The 23,045-nt window shown below is 42.3% G+C and carries 23 protein-coding genes and 1 pseudogene; 4 read left to right on the top strand and 20 right to left on the bottom strand.

What is annotated here, in order from left to right:
- Positions 1 to 61: 61 nt before the first annotated feature.
- The 8 genes from ACIQXR_RS14015 to ACIQXR_RS13980 all read right to left on the bottom strand — a co-directional run bounded on the left by ACIQXR_RS14015 (position 62) and on the right by ACIQXR_RS13980 (position 7,151).
- Positions 62 to 550 carry an antitoxin YezG family protein gene (locus tag ACIQXR_RS14015; protein ID WP_402876146.1) on the bottom strand — a complete coding sequence of 163 codons (489 nt, stop codon included), beginning with the start codon at positions 548 to 550 and terminating at the stop codon, positions 62 to 64.
- Positions 551 to 556: 6 nt separating this feature from the next.
- On the bottom strand, positions 557 to 1,243 hold the full coding sequence (locus tag ACIQXR_RS14010; RefSeq protein WP_403080320.1) for a DNA/RNA non-specific endonuclease: 687 nt from the start codon (positions 1,241 to 1,243) through the stop codon (positions 557 to 559).
- 583 nt (positions 1,244 to 1,826) lie between these two features.
- Positions 1,827 to 2,288: a YrhA family protein gene (locus ACIQXR_RS14005; protein ID WP_403080197.1), complete on the bottom strand. Its 462-nt coding sequence runs from the start codon at positions 2,286 to 2,288 to the stop codon at positions 1,827 to 1,829.
- 14 nt (positions 2,289 to 2,302) lie between these two features.
- On the bottom strand, positions 2,303 to 3,283 hold the full coding sequence (locus ACIQXR_RS14000; RefSeq protein WP_403080195.1) for an HNH endonuclease signature motif containing protein: 981 nt from the start codon (positions 3,281 to 3,283) through the stop codon (positions 2,303 to 2,305).
- A 136-nt stretch (positions 3,284 to 3,419) separates the two neighbouring features.
- Positions 3,420 to 4,568: a suppressor of fused domain protein gene (locus ACIQXR_RS13995; protein WP_403080193.1), complete on the bottom strand. Its 1,149-nt coding sequence runs from the start codon at positions 4,566 to 4,568 to the stop codon at positions 3,420 to 3,422.
- A gap of 7 nt (positions 4,569 to 4,575) precedes the next feature.
- Entirely contained in the window at positions 4,576 to 6,402 is a 1,827-nt protein-coding gene (locus ACIQXR_RS13990) for a T7SS effector LXG polymorphic toxin (protein ID WP_403080192.1), read from the bottom strand.
- Positions 6,399 to 6,686: a YwqI/YxiC family protein gene (locus tag ACIQXR_RS13985; RefSeq protein ID WP_402874275.1), complete on the bottom strand. Its 288-nt coding sequence runs from the start codon at positions 6,684 to 6,686 to the stop codon at positions 6,399 to 6,401. The genes ACIQXR_RS13990 and ACIQXR_RS13985 overlap by 4 nt, the downstream gene beginning before the upstream one ends.
- On the bottom strand, positions 6,687 to 7,151 hold the full coding sequence (locus ACIQXR_RS13980) for a YwqH-like family protein (RefSeq protein ID WP_402987071.1): 465 nt from the start codon (positions 7,149 to 7,151) through the stop codon (positions 6,687 to 6,689).
- Positions 7,152 to 7,474: 323 nt separating this feature from the next.
- On the opposite strand from ACIQXR_RS13980, the gene ACIQXR_RS13975 reads away from it, so the two are divergent.
- Positions 7,475 to 8,836: a cytochrome P450 gene (locus tag ACIQXR_RS13975; protein ID WP_402987072.1), complete on the top strand. Its 1,362-nt coding sequence runs from the start codon at positions 7,475 to 7,477 to the stop codon at positions 8,834 to 8,836.
- A 250-nt stretch (positions 8,837 to 9,086) separates the two neighbouring features.
- Here the strand turns inward: ACIQXR_RS13975 and ACIQXR_RS13970 are convergent, their stop codons facing one another.
- From ACIQXR_RS13970 to ACIQXR_RS13955, 4 genes are all read right to left on the bottom strand, one after another.
- Complete coding sequence (locus ACIQXR_RS13970; protein WP_402987074.1) at positions 9,087 to 9,545, bottom strand: VOC family protein; 459 nt, start codon at positions 9,543 to 9,545, stop codon at positions 9,087 to 9,089.
- 143 nt (positions 9,546 to 9,688) lie between these two features.
- Positions 9,689 to 10,435: an amino acid ABC transporter ATP-binding protein gene (locus ACIQXR_RS13965; RefSeq protein ID WP_402957679.1), complete on the bottom strand. Its 747-nt coding sequence runs from the start codon at positions 10,433 to 10,435 to the stop codon at positions 9,689 to 9,691.
- 14 nt (positions 10,436 to 10,449) lie between these two features.
- Complete coding sequence (locus tag ACIQXR_RS13960) at positions 10,450 to 11,109, bottom strand: amino acid ABC transporter permease (RefSeq protein ID WP_402874253.1); 660 nt, start codon at positions 11,107 to 11,109, stop codon at positions 10,450 to 10,452.
- A gap of 70 nt (positions 11,110 to 11,179) precedes the next feature.
- Positions 11,180 to 11,953, bottom strand: coding sequence for an amino acid ABC transporter substrate-binding protein (locus ACIQXR_RS13955; RefSeq protein ID WP_402987076.1), 774 nt, complete (start codon positions 11,951 to 11,953; stop codon positions 11,180 to 11,182).
- 288 nt (positions 11,954 to 12,241) lie between these two features.
- On the opposite strand from ACIQXR_RS13955, the gene ACIQXR_RS13950 reads away from it, so the two are divergent.
- Complete coding sequence (locus ACIQXR_RS13950) at positions 12,242 to 12,568, top strand: hypothetical protein (RefSeq protein WP_402874247.1); 327 nt, start codon at positions 12,242 to 12,244, stop codon at positions 12,566 to 12,568.
- A 48-nt stretch (positions 12,569 to 12,616) separates the two neighbouring features.
- On the opposite strand, the gene ACIQXR_RS13945 is transcribed toward ACIQXR_RS13950, so the two are convergent.
- The 6 genes from ACIQXR_RS13945 to ACIQXR_RS13920 all read right to left on the bottom strand — a co-directional run bounded on the left by ACIQXR_RS13945 (position 12,617) and on the right by ACIQXR_RS13920 (position 19,446).
- A complete protein-coding gene (locus ACIQXR_RS13945; protein ID WP_402874244.1) occupies positions 12,617 to 13,516 on the bottom strand; it encodes an aldo/keto reductase in 900 nt (299 codons plus the stop codon).
- 22 nt (positions 13,517 to 13,538) lie between these two features.
- The gene (locus tag ACIQXR_RS13940; RefSeq protein ID WP_402957375.1) at positions 13,539 to 14,237 is read right to left on the bottom strand and encodes a carbohydrate ABC transporter permease; all 699 of its coding nucleotides are present in this window, start codon (positions 14,235 to 14,237) and stop codon (positions 13,539 to 13,541) included.
- 127 nt (positions 14,238 to 14,364) lie between these two features.
- Complete coding sequence (locus ACIQXR_RS13935) at positions 14,365 to 15,240, bottom strand: carbohydrate ABC transporter permease (RefSeq protein WP_402987402.1); 876 nt, start codon at positions 15,238 to 15,240, stop codon at positions 14,365 to 14,367.
- Positions 15,241 to 15,310: 70 nt separating this feature from the next.
- The gene (locus ACIQXR_RS13930; protein ID WP_402987078.1) at positions 15,311 to 16,555 is read right to left on the bottom strand and encodes an ABC transporter substrate-binding protein; all 1,245 of its coding nucleotides are present in this window, start codon (positions 16,553 to 16,555) and stop codon (positions 15,311 to 15,313) included.
- Positions 16,556 to 16,583: 28 nt separating this feature from the next.
- On the bottom strand, positions 16,584 to 17,630 hold the full coding sequence (gene ssuD / locus ACIQXR_RS13925; RefSeq protein ID WP_402957371.1) for an FMNH2-dependent alkanesulfonate monooxygenase: 1,047 nt from the start codon (positions 17,628 to 17,630) through the stop codon (positions 16,584 to 16,586).
- A gap of 922 nt (positions 17,631 to 18,552) precedes the next feature.
- Entirely contained in the window at positions 18,553 to 19,446 is an 894-nt protein-coding gene (locus tag ACIQXR_RS13920; protein ID WP_403080189.1) for a hypothetical protein, read from the bottom strand.
- Positions 19,447 to 19,765: 319 nt separating this feature from the next.
- On the opposite strand from ACIQXR_RS13920, the gene ACIQXR_RS13915 reads away from it, so the two are divergent.
- Both ACIQXR_RS13915 and ACIQXR_RS13910 read left to right on the top strand, forming a co-directional pair.
- The gene (locus ACIQXR_RS13915; RefSeq protein WP_402874235.1) at positions 19,766 to 20,323 is read left to right on the top strand and encodes a DUF4256 domain-containing protein; all 558 of its coding nucleotides are present in this window, start codon (positions 19,766 to 19,768) and stop codon (positions 20,321 to 20,323) included.
- Positions 20,324 to 20,489: 166 nt separating this feature from the next.
- The gene (locus ACIQXR_RS13910; RefSeq protein ID WP_402987084.1) at positions 20,490 to 21,320 is read left to right on the top strand and encodes a hypothetical protein; all 831 of its coding nucleotides are present in this window, start codon (positions 20,490 to 20,492) and stop codon (positions 21,318 to 21,320) included.
- 72 nt (positions 21,321 to 21,392) lie between these two features.
- On the opposite strand, the gene ACIQXR_RS13905 is transcribed toward ACIQXR_RS13910, so the two are convergent.
- Positions 21,393 to 22,154 (bottom strand): SDR family oxidoreductase, encoded by a 762-nt coding sequence (locus tag ACIQXR_RS13905; protein WP_402957365.1) that lies wholly within the window; start codon positions 22,152 to 22,154, stop codon positions 21,393 to 21,395.
- A gap of 204 nt (positions 22,155 to 22,358) precedes the next feature.
- Positions 22,359 to 23,045 (bottom strand): annotated as a pseudogene (locus ACIQXR_RS13900) (collagen-like protein); the annotation flags it as partial.

Raw genomic sequence — 23,045 nt, 5'->3', positions numbered from 1 at the left:
AATTAATTTCTTTTTTAAATTCTGCCATTTCTCTTCCTGATGTATTACTATCCTTCTCTAATTAAATCGGATTATCTGGAAATTCATTATGGTACTTCTCGATTAATGCTTTATAATTTTCATCATTTGGCACCTCATCTAAGTATTTATTTTTCCAAATAATCATTTGGTCACTAAAACTATATTCAGTATCGAACCAATTTGTATAATCATAATGCATTTTAAATTTCCCACTATTCTCAAGAGACATTGTAAAAGAGTACCAAAGCTCTTGCTGATTATTTTTAAAGATATTCCTTAGTTCATCGCACAACTCAAACAGCTTTCGTTTATTCTTTTTGAATTCTTCTTTATCAATAGAATAGTTAAATGGAATTTCCACACTATAATTAAAAAATTCTTTATTTTCAGGAGTATTATAAAAAAAATAAGTTCCTCCACCGGTTTCTGATATCTGTGAATAAAAATAAAATTTATCCCATTCTTCTGGAATCATTTCATTAACTGTTTCTGCTATTTCTCTATATAATTTATTCATTTCTTTTTCCACTTTCAATCAACTCCCAGCACTATTTCTAATCGTTTTCTCAAATATCCCTTTTCCTTCAATTTCATATAATATCTCAAAGTAACTTGGTCTTAGTGACTCTCCTGAATAAATTGGCTCAATTTTTACAGATACTTTTTTCGGTGGAATTTCTTTCAAAGCAGTTGCCCACTCATTCTCCATTTTATACCACTCTCCACCCGAGCGATTAATTTGTCTATTTTGAGCTACTAAATTGTCAATATCCCCAGAGCCATGAAATTGGGTTCCAATCAAGTGCCCACCATCATCATCCATTAACCTATCTTCCCGGCCTGCTGCCACTTGCATTCCCGGATTTCGTGTACCTTTTTGAAGTATCAATCCTTCTGCCTCAACATCTACTATTCTACCAATTTCATCTGTTGTATATTTATAACCATCCTCTGTAACATAGCGTACGTTGGGCGCAAGTTCTTTCCTTCCATTTTTCCCTTTGATAATTTGCTTCCCAAGATCCTTCTCTTTTATTTCAGTTATCTTACCAATATTACCCGTACCCTTACTACCTTCACCCTTCGCCGTTATCTTCTGCGCAAGATCCTTTATCGTCGTCTTATCAACCGAGATATTTTTGTAAGTATTTCCAGTTGTATCCGCGACTGTCCTAACCTTAACTCCAGTTGGCACTTCCACTTTCCCGATGGCCTTGCCCATATCCTTGATCGAGTCTTGGGCTTTCTGGACTTGATTTTGCACAAATTCCTTGCTGTAGGGGATGAGTTTTGTTCCGCTTGCCATTTTGTCTGCGACCTTGGCTGCCCCCGCAACTCCGGCGATACCAAGGGCGTTCATCAGGCTGTTTTGGCGCTGTTCATCCGTGAGTTCGTTTCCAAACATATCTTTGCCGGTGACGGCTTCGCTGAGTCCGTTGGCGGTTGTTAATCCGTATAGACCGTATTCGGTTTGCTTGAGGACATCCAGCCCTTTACTTGATTTATAGGCATCCAATGCATGGTCTGCAGCATTGAGCCCCTTTGTTGCTTTGTAGGCAACGACACCTGCTTTAGCAGCTTTTACTCCCCAACCGAATACGGGGATGATACCGGCGGCCATCGCAGCCGCAGCGATTCGTTCGGCTTTGGAAAGCTTGCGGCTCTGTCACCTGATTCGCCTTGTTTCCCTATTAAATAGTAATTATATCCCGTGATTCTTCACTAGGTAACTATAAAAAAAGAACCTTGAAAGGTAGTTAGCCAATCAAGGTTACATTTTAATAGTTATTTTCTTACTAACTTCATTACATTAGACATGTTTCAAGTGCATCACTCAACATCGAATCAAAACTTTCAAATGACTGAATTAGTGTTCCTGAGGGTTTATCGAGTTCTACATATACATTCTCTTTTAAATCAAAACAATACCATGCGGTATCAGAATCACCATAAAATACATATTGTTTTTGCCATTCATTTTCATACCAAAGCTCATTCGTCTCAATAAACCCATGAATGTCTTCATCTACATCCTTATCAAGTAGTACGTCATCAACTCCATAGATTACTAATCCATTAAAGTTTAACCCATTTATTTTCTTGAGAAATTCAATATACGATTTAGGTAGTTCAATGTTTCCTAATGTCTGCTGAATTTTATGATTCGCTTTTATAATTTCTGTATCTGATGCTGGTTTTCTAAGTGAACTACCATATTTCCCTTCAATTTTTTCTATTTCTATCAACAAGTCTTTCCATTGTGGCATATCAACTCTTCCCTTCATTTAAAAGGTTTTGGTGGATAAACATCATCCTCAAACATGGGCCAATTAATTGTTTTACTTTGTTTAGGAGCTAATCCTCTTGTTAAAGAGTTTTGTTCGTTAGTAACAGCTTTATGATAAGGGTCATTATTTATCAATACTAAGTTAGTGATAGCATTTGTACCACCATCATCTAAGGGTAAATTGTGATGAACCTGCCACCCTTTAGGATTAAGCCCATCTTTCATTCTATCAATATCACCTTCACCTAAACCAGCTTTACTAAGATATTCTACTCTTACGGGGTCGTTAACAAATTCTTTAAGAAAATTCTTCCTAACAGAACTATTAAATTCTTTTCTAAGTTTAGCTGTTTCTTCTGGAAGTCTCTTAGTGTAAATAATTTCTTCTACCTTGACACCTTTTAAATGAATTTTCTCTCCTTTTAATGTCCCTATAAAGTAATCATCTTTTTCAACCGCACCCCTACTACCGTCACCCTTCGCAGTAACCTTCTGCGCAAGATCCTTCATCGTCGTCTTATCCACACCAATAGATTTATAAGTATTTCCAGTCGTATCGGCTACTTCTCTAACCTTAACTCCTGTTGGCACTTCCACTTTCCCGAGGGCCTTGCCCATATCCTTGATTGTGCCTTGGGCTTTCTGGACTTGGTTTTGCACAAATTCCTTGCTGTAGGGGATGAACTTTGTCCCGTTTGCCATTTTGTCTGCGACCTTGGCTGCCCCGGCTATACCGGTGATGCCAAGGGCTGTCATCAGGCTGGTTTGGCGCTGTTCTTCTGTGAGTTCGTTGCCAAACATGTCCTTGCCGGTGACCGCTTCGCCGAGACCGTTGGCGGCGGTTAGTCCATAGAGGCCGGTTTCGGTTTGCTTGAGGATGTCCATGGCTTTTGTCGATTTAAAGGCATCCAGCGCATGGTCCGCAGCGTTGTGAAAGCAGGCGTGGTCGCCTACTTTTATAAAATTATTTTCCAATATAAAAAATCCCGAACAACGAGGCACTTTTTTATTAGTGTCCGTTATTCGGGATATGGTTCAAGACATTGAAGCACTTTATTTTGTTATTTTCCTATAACAAAAATTCAAGTGGTATAGCCACTGGCAACTGTTACTATATACCAACATTTTCCCTATCTAGGTCTAAAACATCTGAAATACCTTTCTCACTCATTCTTTTAAGTAGATACTCATGCCCTTTTTCCAAAGCTAGATTTCTTTCTTCTTCATAAATAGGAACGAGTGTATAAATGTGTATGTTTCCCTGTTTAGTAAGAACGTTATTCAGCCCAGATTCTTGGGAGCGACATACCATTATGCTTGATAGCTTTGTATTTGACGCAAATGGCTGAGGGGGTTCTCCATTTGGAAGAATAACTCCTTCTTCAATCCATCCTTCATAAATATGTGGAATATGAGCTACTTTCCTTAGCCAACCAAGAGGCCAATAATGGTTTTGATCTTTCATATTTTCTTCTTCAACTAACCAACTTGAAGGTAATTTTAGTAATAACTCTGCATATTTAAACATACTTTCTTTATCTGAATATTCCATAGGCTCATCACTCATACCTGTAGTTACAAGAGTTACAAAATCATTATTCATTGAAGGAGGAATTAGGTGAACATTGACCGACACTCTACTACCAGGAACAGTTTCACTTATAGTATTTTTAATAGGCCCAAAAGATCTAGTCACATGCTCTAAAATCACATCATGATTGTTTTGATTGCTATCTTTTGTTTCAGTTACATTAGTAACCCCCCCTTTTTGATTTTCTATCAACTTAACGATTTCCTCTTGCCCTTGTTCCCTTGCAAAAGCCAATGCGTCCATTCCTTTCATAGATTCACCACTATATTTAACATCTATATCTATACCACTTTCAATTAATCGTTTTGCTATATCAACATGGCCATTACTAATTGCACCAAATAATGGATTTCTTTCCGGTTCACTTATGTCCATATCAGCTCCACAAGATAATAAATAACTTACTATATCAATATGTCCTGCAGAAGCAGCTTCGTTCAATGCCCCACCACCGTATACTCCACCAAGATTATTAATATTTGCACCAAGTTCTATTAATTTTTTAACTATATTTAACTCCCCTCTAGAAGCTGCGACATGAAGCCACGTACCAAATGGAGTCATCATATTTAATAATTCTGTATTAGTTCCTATTAATTGAGCTACTTTTTGAGTCTCGCTTTTTTTTATAGCCGTACGAATTTCTTTTGCAACTTGTTTATTTTCCATCTCTCAACTATTTCCTCCTTTTTGCAATATCCCCAAGTTTATTAAGCATTTCCACCATATCATCTCTGTCTCCACCAGCATCCCTTACTTTTTTTATATTATCAACAACATTTCTAAGTGCTTCAATACCATGTTGACCTTTAACTCTATTTGGAGCCCAAACCAAGTTTTCAAGTCCCAAAATCGGGTCAATATCATATTCTTTTAATACTTCTTGACCTTCTTTCACTAGTTCTTTTTGGGCTTCCCCATTTCCTTTCTTAAAAACAATATGATGTGCATGAGGATCATACATATCACTTGGTGGATTTCCTTTATTCTTTTTCAAATAAGCTCCGTAATCAATTTGATCTACATTTTTAGTAGTTTTACCCGTACCCTTACTACCTTCACCCTTCGCCGTAATCCTCTGCGCAAGATCCTTTATCGACGTCTTATCCACACCAATAGCTTTATAAGTATTTCCAGTCGTATCCGCTACTGTCCTAACCTTAACTCCAGTTGGCACTTCCACTTTCCCGAGGGCCTTGCCCATATCCTTGATTGTGCCTTGGGCTTTCTGGACTTGGTTTTGCACAAATTCCTTGCTGTAGGGGATGAACTTTGTCCCGCTTGCCATTTTGTCTGCGACCTTGGCTGCCCCCGCAACTCCGGCGATACCAAGGGCGTTCATCAGGCTGTTTTGACGCTGTTCATCAGTGAGTTCGTTTCCGAACATGTCCTTGCCGGTCACGGCTTCACCGAGACCGTTGGCGGCGGTTAATCCATATAATCCGTATTCGGTTTGCTTGAGGACATCCAGCCCTTTACTAGATTTATAGGCGTCCAATGCATGGTCTGCAGCGTTGAGCCCCTTCACGGTTTTGTAGACGGCACTTCCACCCTTGACCGCACGCCCTGCCCAGCCGACGATGGGGATGAATCCGGCGGCAGCCATCGCGCCCGCGGCGATTCGTTCAGCTTCGGAAAGTTTACGACCTGTTACGGGATCGACTCCCGTTGTCGCTCTTACTGAATCATAATACCCCGTGATTTCCCCTGTAAAGGTTTTTGTCGTGTCCCAGGCTTTTTCATACCATGGGCGGTTCTCGAGTTCTTCCATTTCCTGTTCGAGTTTCCGCGCTTCCTCTTCTTGCTTCTTGAAGTCCCGGTATCCTTGCATATTCTCGGCCACTTCATCCTTCACTTGATAAGCTTGGCTCGCTTGAAAGGCACTTTGGTTGAAGTTCATCGGGGAAACGGTGCCATCCTGACTGGTGGCTTCAAGTAAGGCCTGGAAAAGGCTAATGGCTACACTTTCCTGGGCTTCGGTCACTTGGTATTCTTCTACTAATTTATTATCTACTTCGTGCACTTTCTTGATGGTATCGTTCTTTTCTTTTTCGGCCTTTTCCATTTTCTCATGGAAATCGCCTTGGTCGAACACCTGTAGTGAGAGGATATCATCAATGTTCTGGAAAATCTTTTGGAGATCGGTGGACTGCTGGTTCACCATCGATTTGGCGTTGGAGAGACCGTGGGTCACTTCCCCCTCTAAAAACGGCACCTCGACCACGGTTTCACCGGATAGGTCGGCGTCTTCCAATATGGCCGGAATGCCTTTCAGAAAGCTGATTTGGGTCGTGAATAATTCGATCCAGGCATTGGCCACCTCTACTTGTGCTCGATAAAAGTTCTTGATAGCCGTCGCCCCGGCTCCGGCCAGCTCTTCATCCAAATCGACGATTCCCTGAAATTCCTTTTTCAGTGTCTCTACTTGCCCCAATAGGTCTTCATATTGCTTGGCCCGTGACTTGACTGCTGACTTCAGAGGTTTGGCTTCGAAGATTGTCATAATGGCTGATACCCCTGTGCAGTATGGGTGATGGCTTCATCCTGCTCTTTCAGTAAATCCACGTTCGCCTGGGTGTCTTCCAGGTTCTTTTTGACGATCGTCAGGTATTGATTGAAGGTCTTTTCCAGATTGGTCTCCCGTTCTTCCCATTTCGATGTGAAGCTCAGATCGTTATTGCCGAGCTGGTCGGCCGGCAGTGCTCCGATTGTCGTCCCATCCACGGCCGTTTTTACCTGGCTTACTTGTTTTGTCACGACTGCATGATTCAGTTTAATTGTCGTCATTTAAAACACCCACTTCTTTAAATCCGATACTTTACTTTCCACTTGGTCAAGGAATTCTTCCCCTTTACTCAACAGGTTGCTCGCTTCACGGGCAGCAGCTACGGCTGCTTCCAGTATGGCTTTTTGCCTCTCCAGGGAATTGATTTTCTCTTCAATTTTCGCTTGATAATCATCATACTCATCCCGAACGATTGTCAGCATGACCTTGTATGCACCACTTCTTGACTCTTTAAAATCCGTTGCACGATTTCCAGTCCAACTTTTTCCTAGCTCCGGTTTTTTTATTTCTTTGATTTCCACCAGGCTTGCTTCCTGTTCATTTTTGATTTGCGTTTTCGCCTGCTTCAATCGGCTAATTTGCTCTTCCAAATTAGCTATTCCACTAGAAAATGCCGAGCTATAATCGCTTATTACATCTACAAGTCCCAACAGGATCACCTCATCATTCGTTAACGGCTTTACCATTTGTCATATTTTTCATATTTTTTTATTATAAGGAATATAGTCCGAGAGATAAATAGGGATAAGTATGCTATTTATAGCTCCCGTTAGGAAAATGGATGCACTCATTTCATTTCAATTTCCAGTCTTTTTACCCTTATTTTACCAATATTAAACAATTAGAGTTTAAAAAAAGGAATGAAGAGCCTATGATCGCGATTTTTAACGGTTTTCCTTCTATTAATATGTAAAAAACGCTAGCCCTCTCGCATACTTGTCCAAACCAATATACGCAATCCACATAGAATGATTATAACTACTTATATAGAAAGGAATGAAACAAATCATTGTTGGATAAAGATGCTCATGATTCTCCCACTGGCCCAAAAGGGAAAATAATAACTGGTCATACAAAGGAGTTTCAATCAGACACAATTGGTTTTCTTACACGGCTAGCTAAAGAATATGGGGACGTTGCAAAACTTCGGTTGGGGCCTTTCCAAAACGTTTACCTCATTTCAGATCCGGATTTAATTAAACAAATCCTTGTAACCAAACAAAAGTCGTTTTTGAAATCAAAAGACTTCGATAGCTTAAAGCCGCTCATTGGAGAAGGGCTCATTACGAGTGATAAAGATTTTCACATGCGCCAGAGAAGGCTTATTCAACCATCTTTCAAAAAGACCCATATTAGCAATTACGCACAAGATATGATTGATATAACCAAGGAATATATCTCAACCTGGAAAAACGGGGAAGAAAGAATAATCACCGAGGACACGATGAGCCTTGCTCTTGGTATAGTCAGCAAGACCATGTTCAGCACGGAACTCAAAGATGGATATAACCTGATTGGGGAGCCGATAGATGAAGTGATGAAGGTTGCTGTCAAAAGAATGAGGAATCTCTTTCAATTGCCTCTATGGATTCCAACAAAAAGCAACCGGGAATATAAAAAGGTGCTCGAACGACTGGATACCGTGATATATAGCATAATTGAAGGACGTAGAGAAGATGCAAAGAGTCATGAAGATATGTTGGGAATCCTGATGGAAGCCCGAGATGAAGTGGATGGTTTAGGGATGTCAGATCAGCAAGTACGCGATGAAGTAATGACGATCTTCCTTGCCGGTCACGATACGACCGCTACCTTACTTTCCTGGACACTCTACTTACTATCGCAGAATCCTGAAGTGGAAGCTAAGCTTTTCCATGAAATAGATACCGTAATCGGAAACCGCACCCCCACTCCTGATGATTTCATGAAATTAACATACACTCAGAATATTATCTGGGAATCGCTTCGCATCTATCCACCACTCTACGTCATATCACGGAAAGCTGCAGAAGATGTGTCCATCGGAAACTACCATTTTAAAAAAGGCGAGATGTTTTTGTTAAGTTCCTATGTGATGCATCATAAACCAGAATATTTCGATCAACCCGAATCCTTTATTCCTGAGCGTTTTGAAAACAACTATTTGAAAACGATTCCCCCGTTTGCTTACTTTCCATTTGGCGGAGGGCCGAGGGTGTGTATTGGCAATCACTTTGCTGTTATGGAAGCTGTTCTGGTCCTGGCCTGCATCGCTCAACGATATCGAATAAAGCTCGCGCCCGACCATCATGAAGTAAAACCCCTGCCATTGCTAACACTCAGGGCGAAGAGTGGATTGCGTATGATAGTGGAGGAAAGGAATAATGGATAAGGAAAGGTCATGTCAACGACAAGTGGATACCATTGTCGTTGATATGACCTTTTGTTTGGACTGCTCCTTATATGAGGACACTTCTGGTTGATCGTTTTTTGTCGAAAAATCGATATATTGCCGATATCCACAGATAAAAGTTCGGTTTGCGTAGATAAATCGTAGAAACCGAAGATAAAAGTCCGAGATGGGAAGATAAAATGTAGAAATGTGCAAAAAATGATTTCCGTCACTAAAGAATGGGGTACTTCTATTTCAAATTTAGCCGTTCCCATTCACTTAGGTACATTCGCTTCATAATTCCTTGGGGATTGCCTATCTTACAAATAAACTCCAGGCTGTTTCCATCCGGATCATTGAAATGGATTTTGGCATGAGCATAATCTTTATGAGGCATCACAAAAGGTTCGATGGGTTCAAACCCAAAAGCCTCCCTTGGCTCGTATCCCTTATTCTTCAGCCAAGCAACCGATCCTTTTAATCCATCTAAGGATACCTCAAAAGCGATATGCCTTATGGAAGGATGATACTCCACTTCCACCTTCTCGGTTTCCCATAATCCCAACCAGCTTTTATCCTTTTCGATCCATAAGAAAGCCAAGCTATCTTCGACTCTATGGTCGAACTCCAACCCAAGTCCTTCATAAAATTCAATGGAACGATTTAAATCTCGAACGGGTAAATGTGCTTCAAATAACCCTTTGATCATCGGCAAAAGCTCCTTATTATGTTTGTCCCGTGTTTCATTCGACTCAAAAATAAGAAATCCTGCATAATCGCATGTGAAAGATGGACAAATTGTTCATGAAAAAGGCGCTCCCCATTGGAAACGCCCCTGATCGATACTATGAATTATTTAAAACTGCGTTTCAGGAAGGCTTTCGTCCGGTCATGCTGTGGGTTCGTCAAGACGTCGTCCGGGTGTCCGGATTCGATGATTTCCCCATTGTCCATGAAGATGACCCGATTGGCCACTTCTTTGGCGAATTCCATTTCATGTGTGACGACGACCATCGTCATGTGCTCTTCAGCCAGGTCCTTCATTACTTTCAACACTTCGCCTGTCAATTCCGGATCCAAGGCGGAAGTCGGTTCGTCGAACAGCAGGATTTCAGGATTCATCATCAGAGCCCGGGCAATCGCTACCCTTTGTTTTTGACCACCGGAAAGCTGGGCCGGAAGTGCCGATGATCGATTCGAGAGCCCCACTTTCCCCAATAACTCGGTGCTTCGTTGCTGGATGACGTCATAAGATTCCTTTTTGGCCATTTTTGGAGCGATTTCAAGATTTTCTTTGACCGTTAAGTGCGGGAAAAGGTTGAAATGCTGGAACACCATCCCCATTTTGGAGGTGATTTGCTTGAGTTCTTTCGGATTCGAGTAAACCCCATCCTTCACCATATATTCGCCGGAGACAGCAATGCTGCCACCATTTATTTCTTCAAGATGGACGAGGCTGCGGAGCATCGTGCTTTTCCCGGATCCCGAAGGACCGATCACGGCGACGACATCGTTCTTATTCACATCCAATGTTATCCGTTTTAGTACATCTAGCTTGCCATATGACTTTTTGAGGTTGGACACTTCAAGGATAGCCACATTCACCACTCCTTCTATTCGATTTTGTAGCGTTTTTCGAGCCATTTAAAGAACATCGTTAATACGAGTGTAATCAACAGATAAATGATTCCTGCCAAGAAGAACGGAACGATCGTAAAGTCACGGTTCACCGCAGTCTGGGCAAAGTGTAGCAATTCCGGTACAGCCACGGCATAGAGCAACGCGGTATCTTTGACCAGTGTGACCGATTCATTCGAGACCGCAGGAAGTGCGACACGGAACATTTGCGGCAGGATGATTTTTCTCATCGTTTGCCATTTATTCAATCCAAGCACTTGGGCGGCTTCATATTGACCTTTTTCAACTGCCAACAGACCGCCGCGGAAGATTTCGGCGTAATAAGCTGCGTAGTTCAAGATGAAACCTAAACAAGCCGCAACGAAACGATCCAACACCATGTATTCACCAATTACGGGCAGCATCGGCAATCCAAAGCAGATAAATAACAATTGTAGCAATAGCGGCGTACCGCGCATCAAATATATGTAACCCTCAGCAAGCCAGGCGACAGGCTTGAATTTACTCCTGACAAGAAGGGTTAGCAGGAAGCCCAGTGGAATGGAAACGACAATGGCAATCAAAAACAAGAGGACCGTTATTTGGGCCCCTTCTAGCATGGGCTTCAGTATGGAAGTAAGATAATCTATAGACATGAATCGATTCCCCCAAAAACAAAACAGGGTTCCCAAAAGGAAATCCTGTTTGCCTAATATTTGTTCGTTCTTATTTTAATACCTTATTTTCGCCAAACCATTTCTCAGAGATTTTAGCGGCTGTGCCATCTTCATTCATTTCATCCAGTGCTTTTTGAAGGTCTTTCAGAAGATCTTCCTTTCCTTTTTTCACGCCTACTCCATATTGCTCCGGAGAAAGTGATTCATCCAGTACCTTGAATGTAGCTTCTTCTTTGGACATATAATAATCAATGACCACTTCATCAATGACTACGGCATCCAAACGGCCAGCCTTCAAATCACTTAGGGCCAAGACGTTATCGGAGTATTCCGTGATCGTCTTGACCTCGGATTTAATCGGATTAGCATTCAATGCATCTGATGCGGAAGAAAGCGATTGAAGACCGACGACTTTACCTGCTAAATCATCAAGCTTAGTCAACTTGGAATCTTCAAGCGTCACGACCACCTGTGCATTTTCCAAGTAAGGTTTTGTGAAAAGGACCTTTTCCTTACGCTCATCCGTAATGGTGTACCCGTTCCAGATAAGGTCGATACGTCCACTACTTAACTCGGATTCTTTCGTTTTCCAGTCAATTGGTTGAAATTCAGCTTCTACACCCATTTTTTCAGTGGCGGCTTTGGCATAATCGATGTCAAAACCAGTAATTTCATTATCCTCATCACGGAATCCCATCGGGGCAAATTTATCATCGATTCCAATCACCAGCTTGTCTTCTTTTTCCTCGGAATTGGAGGAACAGGCTGCAAGAAGTGAAAACATTGCGATTATCGTTAATATGAATATACTTGAACGTTTCATTTCAGAAAAACCACCTTTGGCTGATTGTTGTTCTCTATGCTTTAGTTTACTAATGTACTAAAGTTAACATACACTAAAACTGATTGTCAACGGAATTTTTTAGGATGTTAGTCCCTCCTCGAAACCAAGACCATTCCCCCACTCCTGCCTGACTTCTTTGTACCTTCACACTCAAAATTTCAAACTTCTTGCAAAAAGTATGGAAAAACGGCAACAAGAGTTTTACTATTATTCTTGGGTATATATTCAATACGTATTTTGATTGAGCTAGATAGGAGAAGAGTGAGCATGAACAGACGCGAAATAATCGTGAAAGAATTTAAAAACAAGCCTTATAATAAGCAGTATCTCCTTTCTTTTCTAGAATCGTTGGGTTACAAAGACATAGAGGTTACGTTGACGGATGATAAGAAGTATTTGAGATACTATATGAAAGAATCGGAAGAGGCCAGAACCTTATTCATCAAGTGTGACCCGGCTGGAACGATCAACCAGATATCTTTATATAAAGGAAATCTTAAACAGTTTAAATCCGCTCCACTCGGCTACGGGTTATTATTACTAGCCATTGTCGTTGTGGCTATCGGCACTTGGTTCTTGATGACCAGATTTTAACAATAATAAAAAGGCAGGCACCGATTGAGGCGCCTGCCTTTTTTTGCATCAATCCACATCCCGGCCACGAGAGCTGACCCAGATTTCATACCATTGCTGCCTGTCGAGCTTAAGCGATAGGCTATTAACCGCTGATTGAATGCGTTCAATCCGTCCGGATCCCACGATTGGCATGATGCCAGCCGGATGCTTCATCAACCATGCGTACATGACTTCGTCCATATCGTTCGCCCCGATTTCAGCCGCGGTTTTCTTCAGCGCGTCTCGCACCCGGATTGCCTTTTCCGTTTCACTGGTGAAGATAAGTCCTTGATTGAGCGGCGACCAGGCCATTGGCGGCATCTTCTTCTCGATGCACTGGTCCAGTACGCCATTCTCGAAGTTGTCTCGGTACATGACGGAAAGCTCTACCTGGTTCGTCACAAGCGGCATGTCCAAGGATGCCTGAAGCATGTTCACTTGTGATGGAAGATAGTTGGATACGCCAAAATGCCTGACTTTCCCTTGCTTCTTCAAAAGTGTAAAGGCTTCCGCTACTTCATCGGGATCGAGGAGCACATCCGGGCGGTGCAACAAGAGGACATCAATATAGTCCGTGTTCAGTTCCTTTAAGGATCGCTCGGCCGACTCGATGATATGCTCCTTGCTTGAATCATAGTGATTGAGAGAGAAGCCATTTTTGCCATTGGCGAGCTTAATGCCGCACTTCGTCACGATTTCCATTCGGTCCCGAAGGTCGGGTTTCGCTTTCAGCACCTTGCCGAAAAGCCCTTCGCATGTGTAATCACCGTAAATATTCGCGTTATCGAAGGTAGTGATTCCCAACTCGAGACATTGCTCGGTCAGAGTTAAGAATTCCTGTGTGGACTTATTCCAGTCCGCCGCCCTCCAGTGCCCGTGGACGATCCTTGAAAAAGACAATCCTTCTTGCAGTGTAACTCGTTCCATAACCGACACCTCTTCCTATTTATTAGCCTTTCACCGCTCCGGCCGTCATGCCGGCGATGAAGTACTTTTGCAAAAATACATAGATAATGACCATTGGCGCTGAAGCAATGATGACTCCCGTAAACAGAAGCGGATAATTCGTCATGTATTCACCCTGGAATTCCAGTAAGGCAAGCGGCAGGGTCTTGAACTCGTCTTGCGTGATGAACAGAAGCGGATATAAGAGATCGTTCCAGTGCATCACGAACAGGAAGATGGCCGTTGCCGATAAGGACGGCAGGGATAGTGGCAAGACAATGCGGGTATACATCTGCCAGTTGCCAGCACCGTCCATGATGGCTGCCTCGAATATCGTCTTCGGCAGGGACTTCATGAATCCGGTCAGGATGAACACCCCGACTGGCATCGTCACCGCTATATTGACAATCATCAACCCGACAAGGCTGTTCGTCAATCCTAAATCATACATGAGCTGATAAAGCGGAATCATGTTCGTTTGGGCGGGTACCATCATTCCGAGTGCGAAGAAACTGAACAATAGTCCACCGGCCCAGCCACCCATCCTCACAATTGAAAAGGCAATCAGGCTGGCAAAAAACAAGGTCAGGATGACGGATACCAACGTGACGGTCAAGCTGTTCTTAAAGTAGGTTCCCATCGACTGGTCGATGAACACATTGACATAATTATCGAACTGAAAGGATTCCGGCAACCCCAGCACATTGCTGTACATTTCAGACATTGGCTTGAACGTCGACAGGAAGATCGTCAGGATCGGAATGATGATCAATGACGCATAGAGAAGCATCAGTACCGTTTTTGAAAGTTTCATAGCTGCGGTCTCCCCCCTAATAGTTTACTCGATCGGCCCGTAAGGCTTTGAATTGTATATATGTAATAACTGCCATCAGAATCATGAACAGGACCGATTCAGCTGAAGCGTAACCGAACTTGAAGCTACGAAACGCCGTGGTATAGATGAAGGTTGCCAGAATTTCCGTCGAGTAGTTTGGCCCCCCTTTGGTCATCGCGAAGATCAAGTCGAACGCCTTGAACGACTGAATCGTCGTATAGGCAATGACGATGGTCGCTGCCGGTGCGACAAGCGGCCAGGTGACAGTAAGGAACGTCTGCCAGCGGTTGGCCCCTTCAATTTTTGCCACCTCATACAATTCGCTTGGAATCGCCTGAAGTCCGGCGACGAAGATGATCAGCATCTGCCCCGTATGGAACCAAACTTGAACGGCTGCAATCGAGAAGATGGCGATATCCTCATCCCCCAGCCAATTCTGTGAAAGAGACTCGAGGTTCAGGCCAGAAAGCAGGCTTGATAATAACCCCATGTTCGGGTCATAAATGAAGGTCCAGATGAACGCGACCGATACCGAGGAAAGGATCGTCGGGAAAAAGTATAACGCCCGGAGAAACACATTGACCTTCGTGTTTTTGATCAAAAATAAGGCGAACAGCAGCGACAGGATCGTCTGGAAAATCACGACGAACAGCATGAACTTGATGTTATTCGTAAAGGCCTTCGCAAAAATGCTGTCCTCGGTCACTAGCTTCACATAGTTATCGAACCCGACGAACTGATAATCGGGTGTGATGCCATCCCAGTTTGTGAAGGAATAGAAAAGCGCGCTAAGCGTAGGATAGATGAAAAAGATGAGATACATAAGTAAACCTGGTGCAATAAACAGGAACAATCGTTTATTCTTCTTCAGCACGATGCACAACCTCCCCTAACAGACAAAAGAAAGAGAGAGAGAAAGATCTTCTCCCTCCATACGCTTTTCATTCATCGATATTTTGTTTGACGATTTTCTGGGCGTCACTTGCCGCTTTATCCGGTTCCGTGCCGCCGATGACTGCCTGGATGGAAGACAGGACGGCTTTTTCCACGTTCGCGTTGGTGATGGTATATCTTGGCTGGAATCTTGTATTTTTATCCATCCATTCTGTTGAATCCTTCAGAATATCGGACTCATACTCGACATCGTTCAGTGTTAAAAGCTGGCCCGTTTCATTGGCATAGGCCGACGCGTTTTCAGGCTCTGTTAAGAAGTCGATGAACTTCTTGGCTGCTTCTTGTTTCTTCGATTTGCTGTTCACCGCCAGCATGAAGGTTGTCGTATGGACGCCTTCGAATTTTGCCTCATCCTCTGAAACCGTAATCGGTGCCAGCATCTTCAGCTTGATATCCGGATTGAGTGCCTGGATGTTCGCCATCGCGAAGGACCCAGTCCCCAGCATCGCCGCTTTTTCCTGTGCCACCAAGGCAATGGCACCGTCATGCTTCACGCTTAAGGAGTCTTTTGAAATGTATCCTTTATCAACTAGCTCCTTAAATTGCGACAGGGTTTTGACCCACCATTCTTCAGTCAGCTCATTCTCGCCATTAACTAATTTTGTGAAAACTTCTTCGTCCGGCGCATTGTTCATGACCATCGAGTTGATCAGCTGACCTGGGCCAATATCGGCTCCTGGGAAAGCGATGGGCAGGTAGCCCGCCTTTTTCAACTTTTCGCATAGGGCAAGGAAGCCATCCCAGTCCTTGGCAGGTTCTAGTCCCAATTTTTCAAAAAGGCCGACATTGTAAACGGGCTGGTTGAAGACAAGCTGAAGCGGAAGCGCCAATTGCTTCCCGTCATCCTGTCCGGCTTCAATCAGGCTTTCATTGAATTTCCCAACAAACTCTTCACCGCTAAGATCCGTGAATAGATCGGCTTTCTTCAGAATCTCAAATTGCGATCCCGGGAACGCCGTGAAGACATCCCCTGTCGAGCCGTCCTTCAGGATGGTCTGGGCAGTAGATTGGTATTCCTCGGACGGGTATACCGTCATATTGACTTTGATATCCGGGTTTTCTTTTTCGAATTTAGAAATTTGCTCCTTGAAGGCCTTGTTGTCTTCCCCACGCCAGTGGATGAAGCTGATTGTCGTTTTCTCGCCGTCGTCTGTAGAGCTTTTCGAAGAACATCCGATGACAAGGACCGCCATCATCATACATATAAATAAAACCGAAAACTTTCTTTTCATGTGATTCCCCCCTATCTTTCTTCTCTTTTCAATCCTTTAATTTTGGAAAAAGCAATTCCGCAACCCTATATGATTCTTCCAGGTGTGGATAACCAGATAGAATGAAAGTGTCTACACCCGCTTCCTGGTACTTTTTCATATTGCTAGCCACTTGGTCGGGATTTCCCACCAAAGCCGTTCCTGCCCCTTCCCGGGCCAAACCGATTCCTGCCCAAAGTCCAGGACTGATTTCAAGCGAATCCCTGTTTTTGTACGAGATATCGCTCATCCTGTTCTGCGCATTGGAATCGAAGCCAGCCATCTTCTTTCTCATTTCATCAATTGTATGTTGATCTACATACTTGATTAGTTCATCCGCTGCGGCCCACGCTTCCTCCTCCGTCTCCCTGACGATCACATGAAGCCTTATGCCAAACTTCACCTCTCGCCCTTGTTGTTTCGCCAACTCCCTTACCGTGTCGATTCTTGTTTTGACCACATCGACCGGTTCACCCCATGTCAGATAATGATCGACATGCTTCGCCGCCACTTCATAAGCAGAAGCTGATGTCCCGCCAATGTATAAGGCCGGAGATTGCTTTGGAGTGGAAGGATGGAGTTGACTATTCTCAATATTAAAATAATTCCCTTTAAAGGTTACGGATTCCTGCTTAAATAATTGATTCCATATAGATAAAAACTCGCCGCTCATTTCATAGCGTTCATCATGAGTCAAATGGAGACCGTCCCCTGCCAATTCCTTGGGGTCCCCACCCTGTACGATATTCAGCAGGAGGCGTCCTCCCGAAATTTTATTAAGAGTTGCCGCCATCCGCGCAGCAACGGGCGGAGCGACGAATCCGGGGCGGACCGCAACCAGGAATTTCATCCGTTTCGTCAATGGGACAAGACTCGACGCGATCACCCATGAATCTTCACAAGCAACCCCCGTAGGCAGCAGTGCACCGTCAAATCCGAGCGTGTCGACAGCCTTTGCCACCTGCTCAATATAATCAAACGTGACCTCACGCTTTCCATGCTCCGTACCCAAATACCTGCCTTCTCCCGCCGTCGGTAAAAACCAAAAAACCTCCATGCCTATATCCCCCTTTTAAAATAAAAAAAACCAAACGCAAATCACCCATAGATATGGGTCGATGCCTTTGGTTTTCCAATCAGCTAATTATTCTTATTTGTTTACTGTGTTTTGTAATTACTAGCTAGTATAGTCGGATTGACCCACTGTGTCAAACCTTTTTTAATCAGGCATCTCCCTATTATTTAATGCCCGGGAGAAGAATTGGTGAAGAGGAATTCTTTAGAGGAATGCTAATCCTTTAACATAAGAAAAAGGAGCTACAATCGGAGGAATTTTGCAGTTTTTTTTAAAAGTTTTCATAGGCGTGGATGCCCATGTATTGTACCTGTAAGAATTTGTTCAGTGTATTAATCGTTTGTTATTGATCCAAACGTATCTCCCCCTTAAAATAATCGTCTTATTATTCCACCTCCAGTGAAAATTATGGGCAGTATGTTTCTCTGATAGTAGCTTAGATGCATTAGACCGGAAAAGGACCTGTAGAGGACCAAAGGAACCCTCTTCACATAAAAGACCTTCATAAAGATTTGGAGTTCTTTTATGTGAAGAGCTTTATAAAGGATTTGTATTGATTTTTCACTTACTCACTAGATTCAGAAATCCTGAGGATGTTATTCCGTTCCAAACAATGGCGCTTAAGCGCCTAGTTATAACGTTACCTGAGAATGAAAATGGAGGATGGGAATATAATCCTTCGCATATATTAGTTGTATTTTCGAAATAAGAACACAATATATTGATGAAGCTTTATACAAAAAACAGCTGTCGACTTTGTCGACAGCCTGAGACGAACTCATTTAAGGTTCGTCTTTTTCTTTTTAAAGTTTTTAAAAAGTTTTACAAGCATTAAAATGATAAATAATATCATTACTACTGTAAACGCTGCTGTTACTACAAAAGACATAGAGGTTCCTTCTTTCTATCTTAAAATTGAGTTTTTGGTTATTTTACCTTTTGCATTCGATTCAACATTAACTCTTAAGTATTTTTCTTGCAATTTAAGACCATGCCCTTTAACTGTAAAACCTAAAATTGCGCTACCTTCTTGATAAGCAATTCTTCTTGAGCTACTAGGCTTTTGTATTGCACTTTTCTTTTCAACTACATCAATAAGAATTCCTGCAACATTTTCTGTTTTCATATAGTTCCCAGTTCTTCTGGCAGTCACTTTTTTTCCATCATAAGTAAATTCTGCACCTATATATGCCGTAACTAGTTTTAAACTTTTTATAGCTGTATCATAAATACTTCTTGAGTGTGAAGCATTTTTTATTTTCTTCTTTGAAGTTGCAGCGTATGCTTTATCAACAAATAGATTATCAACAAATGTAAATAAGTTAAGGTCAGTATTTTCATCTACTTCCCTTTCTGCTGATTCTTTAAATTCATCTACTATAACAAAATTATCGTCGAAAGTTACACTAAGATTTTCATTGATCTCAAAAGTTTCAGGTTCTATATTAGTTTCTAATTCTATTGACTTATGTAAATCATGATTTATAGTTTTTAATTTCTTTTCAATACCTTTATTTAACGTTTCTTGAGTATTTTCTTTTAACGTCTGCGAGATTATAGAATTAACAGATTTACTGCTCGTTTTAGTTTTTTCTTCGATTTCCGAAATAATATTTTCTCTATCAATAATAATTTTTTTTCTTTCGGAATTATTGAATTTTATTTTTATATCGTCATTATTTTGAGCTTGTACTGTATTTTCTTTTAATTCACTAGCTTGTACATTCAATGTTTCAGTTAAAAATATACTAATGAATAATACGCTTACAAAAAAAACAGTAAGTATTTTCTTTATCATTTTAAGGACTCCCCTTTTTTTTTACAAAAGTAAGCATAAAAAAAAAAAGAAAGATTTAATATAAGTAAAAAGTCCTTAATTAACATTAGAACCCCTGATTTGACCGATCTCGGCTGAATTCAAGGGTTGACTCGTGTTTTGGCTTCAGTAGGGTGCTTTATGTGAACTAGATATGAAATTAATATAGTATTCATGTGATATTTTGAGCCTTGTTCAACTAATGGGCCAGATTGTGGAGGAATCGACTTACTTAATGTTATAAAGCAATTTTATATATACTTAAACCATTATTAGTAAAAATAATAAGGGGGAAACTAATATGGCTTTGGAGTTGTCACTAGAACAACGTGAAGAATTACTCAAAGCATTGAAAGTCCGTTTTGAGAAAAACATGAGCCGCCATAAAGGTCTTGAATGGGCTAACGTTCAAGCAAAATTGGAGGCTAATACTAAAAAGATGTGGTCGCTCAATGAGATGGAAAGAACTGGCGGCGAACCAGATGTTGTTGGTCATGATAAAAAGAAGGACGAATACATTTTTTACGATTGTTCAACGGAAAGTCCTAAAGGTCGCAGAAGTGTTTGTTACGATCGTGAAGGGCTTGAGACAAGAAAAAAATATAAACCGGAAAATAACGCGATTGATATGGCAACTACCATGGGCATTGAACTTTTAACAGAAGAACAATATCGAGCGTTGCAAAAAATCGGAAATTTCGATATGAAAACGTCGAGTTGGGTGCAAACCCCCTCTGATATTAGAGAACTTGGCGGTGCCCTTTTTTGCGATTTTCGTTTCGGGCACGTTTTCATTTACCACAATGGAGCTGAATCATACTATGCTGCCAGAGGGTTTCGTGGCTCGCTTAAGGTTTAGAGTTTGCACAGGCAGCTACATACGAATGTGAAACTGAATCACCTAAGGGAGTGACTTCATTTCATTCTTCCTCTATTTGGCCGGGTAGTTGGATTAGAGTTCCTGAATAAAGGGTAATTTCATGGTAAGGTTTACGTAAAGAACATCAATAATCATGAAAAGAGGGATGACGCTGAAATATCTAATCGTACTAACCTTTATGATGGTGATGATGACTGCTTGCGGAAATGAAGAGAAAGAAGCGGTACAAAAACAAAATCCTGAACAAACGGTGGATGTTGAAACAGATAAGAGCCAGACAGAAGAGCCAAATACTGAAACAGATAAGGAGCAAACGGAAGAGGTAAAGACAGAAACAAAAGAAGTGGATAAACCAAATACGAATGTAGCAAGTGATAGCAAAGCTGAAAAAGCCGATTTCCAAAGTATCATTCCAAGTGACTGGGGCATTAAGCTACCAACAGATTTCCCTGTGACCAAAGGAAAACATGTAACGGCTATCGCGTCTTCAACTCAGAATAAAGCGACTTTTACATTTTATAACACAGACAAACAACTAGAGATCAACGATCCAAAGATAAAAGAAACGGGGCAATTAGTTGGCAAGTTGGTCATTACTCGATATGAAACGGAAAAAGCAGCAAGTGAAGAAATCGATCAAACCGTTTTCTCAGATGGTGAAGCTGTTGATTTAGGGCATGGCATAACGGGGTATCAGGATGCAGGAGCAGGTTCATTATTTACAAGTTGGAATGAAGGACGCTGGGCCATTATAGCCCGTTCCACAACAGAAAAGTCAGAAGAAAGCTTAGCGACAGCGAAGGAAACTGTAGAATTTTTGGAAACGCATATGATGCCTGTTCCTAAGAAATATGGGCAATTGCATATCGATGCAAACGATACAGGCAGCCTTGCAAAGTGGCAAAAACAAAAGTTTGTTTATACGCTAACTGATTTTGGCGACAACACGCTTAATTGGCTGGTTACCTTTAAATAAATACACTTTTTGTATCTTGATTAAGAAGGCCGCCAATAGGCGGCCTTCTTTGTATGATCTTTATAACCCCAACTAAAAAGCTGCGGTCCAGCCTGCATCTGCGGTTATGACTGTGCCATTTACGAAGCTTGAGTCGTCTGAACCCAGGAATAGGGCCACTTTTGCAATTTCTTCAGATTGACCTGCACGAGGGATGACAGATTGTGGGATCTTCGTACGGCTTGAACCAAATTCATTCAGATTTTTCATGCCGGCCGTAATATTGGTCATAACGGCTCCGGGTGCGATGGCATTACAGCGAATCCCTTTATTGGCATACATAAAGCCTGTATTTTTTGTGAATCCGACCACTGCATGCTTTGAAGCCGTATATGCAGCGCCGGCATGCGCCCCGTTCAGTCCACCTGTAGAAGCCGTATTGACGATGACACCTTGTCCTTTTTCCAAGAAGATCGGCAAGGCCTTACGGGTGGCACGCATGACCCCTTTTGTGTTGATGTTAAAGATTCGATCCCACTTATCATCATCGATATCACCCGCTGGTTCGAAACCATCCATGATCCCTGCGTTATTGACCAGGATATCTAATGTGCCGTATTCAGATACGGCCGTATCGATCATATGATCAATATCTGCTTGTTCCCCAACATTTACTTTTATCGCTTTAGCCGTTCCGCCATTACTTTCGATGGCATCTGCGACCTTTTTCGCACCATCCATATCAAGGTCTGCGAGAATGACTTTGGCGCCTTCTTTAGCATACAATTCCGCAATCGCTTTCCCCATACCCGATGCTGCACCTGTTACCACGGCTACTTTATCTTGAAGTTTCATATTTATCCCTCCTATTAAGGATTCGTTTCACAGTAATAGTGGAAACGTTTTTTAACCAACTGAATGCGTTGATAGCTTTTCCAACCCTCCTGCTTTTCATGTACCGTACCTCTGGGTAACCACCAAACAATTTTCTCCTATGTAAAAAAAGGGAACTGTCTCCAGTTCCTCAAAAAGAATAGAATTTTTTTCTAAGGTCTGATTTTATGCCAGCTGTTCAATCACGATGGATGCACTTAGGACAGCTGCAGATGCCGGACCGCTTATCGTATTATTCAGTGAAGTACCCCCGTCAATATTACGTAAAGTAAGAACGGTGCCCGCAGGCAATGTCACGATAACTTGTCCGCTATACGTTTGGTTACCAGATCCACTGCCATAATTGGAACCTGCTATTTGATCATCTCCAGCGAATAAGGCGAATGCTGACGTACCTTGTTGTGGATTTACTTCATACGTGATGAGGTACGTGCCTGCTTGCGAAATCGTGATCTCTGCGTCCCCCTCAGTATGATCAACGAACCCTGCAGGTACGATGCTTCCGTTAGTGTTAAACGTCACTGAATCATTTCCAGCAAGAGTTTGAGCTGTTGTGTCATAAATAAAAGCGAAGCCAGGTATCGTTCCTGTTGCCCCTGTCGCTCCTGTTGCCCCGGTGGCTCCTGCTCCTGTCGCTCCGGTTGCCCCTGTTGCTCCGGTTGCTCCCGTGGCTCCGGTTGCCCCGGTGGCTCCTGTTGCCCCTGTCGCTCCTGTCGCTCCGGTTGCCCCTGTTGCTCCTGTTGCTCCCGTTGCTCCTGTTGCCCCGGTGGCTCCTGTTGCCCCTGTCGCTCCTGTCGCTCCGGTTGCCCCTGTTGCTCCTGTTGCTCCCGTTGCTCCTGTTGCCCCGGTGGC

This window comes from Peribacillus sp. NPDC097224, from assembly GCF_044761985.1.
Classification (GTDB): domain Bacteria; phylum Bacillota; class Bacilli; order Bacillales; family DSM-1321; genus Peribacillus.
The sequence above is the reverse complement of the archived record's forward strand: the minus strand, read 5'-3'. Positions and strand labels throughout refer to the sequence as shown.

Bases quoted from the DNA above. Each gene is read 5' to 3' on its own strand.
- ACIQXR_RS13995 (WP_403080193.1), bottom strand. From the start codon at position 4,568: ATGGAAAATAAACAAGTTGCAAAAGAAATTCGTACGGCTATAAAAAAA.
- ACIQXR_RS13955 (WP_402987076.1), bottom strand. From the start codon at position 11,953: ATGAAACGTTCAAGTATATTCATATTAACGATAATCGCAATGTTTTCA.
- ACIQXR_RS13930 (WP_402987078.1), bottom strand. From the start codon at position 16,555: ATGAAAAGAAAGTTTTCGGTTTTATTTATATGTATGATGATGGCGGTC.
- ACIQXR_RS13915 (WP_402874235.1), top strand. From the start codon at position 19,766: ATGGCTTTGGAGTTGTCACTAGAACAACGTGAAGAATTACTCAAAGCA.
- ACIQXR_RS13960 (WP_402874253.1), bottom strand. From the start codon at position 11,109: ATGTCTATAGATTATCTTACTTCCATACTGAAGCCCATGCTAGAAGGG.
- ACIQXR_RS13970 (WP_402987074.1), bottom strand. From the start codon at position 9,545: ATGATCAAAGGGTTATTTGAAGCACATTTACCCGTTCGAGATTTAAAT.
- ACIQXR_RS13920 (WP_403080189.1), bottom strand. From the start codon at position 19,446: ATGATAAAGAAAATACTTACTGTTTTTTTTGTAAGCGTATTATTCATT.
- ssuD (WP_402957371.1), bottom strand. From the start codon at position 17,630: ATGGAGGTTTTTTGGTTTTTACCGACGGCGGGAGAAGGCAGGTATTTG.
- ACIQXR_RS14005 (WP_403080197.1), bottom strand. From the start codon at position 2,288: ATGCCACAATGGAAAGACTTGTTGATAGAAATAGAAAAAATTGAAGGG.
- ACIQXR_RS13950 (WP_402874247.1), top strand. From the start codon at position 12,242: ATGAACAGACGCGAAATAATCGTGAAAGAATTTAAAAACAAGCCTTAT.
- ACIQXR_RS13980 (WP_402987071.1), bottom strand. From the start codon at position 7,151: ATGGTAAAGCCGTTAACGAATGATGAGGTGATCCTGTTGGGACTTGTA.
- ACIQXR_RS13905 (WP_402957365.1), bottom strand. From the start codon at position 22,154: ATGAAACTTCAAGATAAAGTAGCCGTGGTAACAGGTGCAGCATCGGGT.
- ACIQXR_RS13910 (WP_402987084.1), top strand. From the start codon at position 20,490: ATGACGCTGAAATATCTAATCGTACTAACCTTTATGATGGTGATGATG.
- ACIQXR_RS13985 (WP_402874275.1), bottom strand. From the start codon at position 6,686: ATGACGACAATTAAACTGAATCATGCAGTCGTGACAAAACAAGTAAGC.
- ACIQXR_RS13990 (WP_403080192.1), bottom strand. From the start codon at position 6,402: ATGACAATCTTCGAAGCCAAACCTCTGAAGTCAGCAGTCAAGTCACGG.
- ACIQXR_RS14010 (WP_403080320.1), bottom strand. From the start codon at position 1,243: ATGGGCAAGGCCATCGGGAAAGTGGAAGTGCCAACTGGAGTTAAGGTT.
- ACIQXR_RS13945 (WP_402874244.1), bottom strand. From the start codon at position 13,516: ATGGAACGAGTTACACTGCAAGAAGGATTGTCTTTTTCAAGGATCGTC.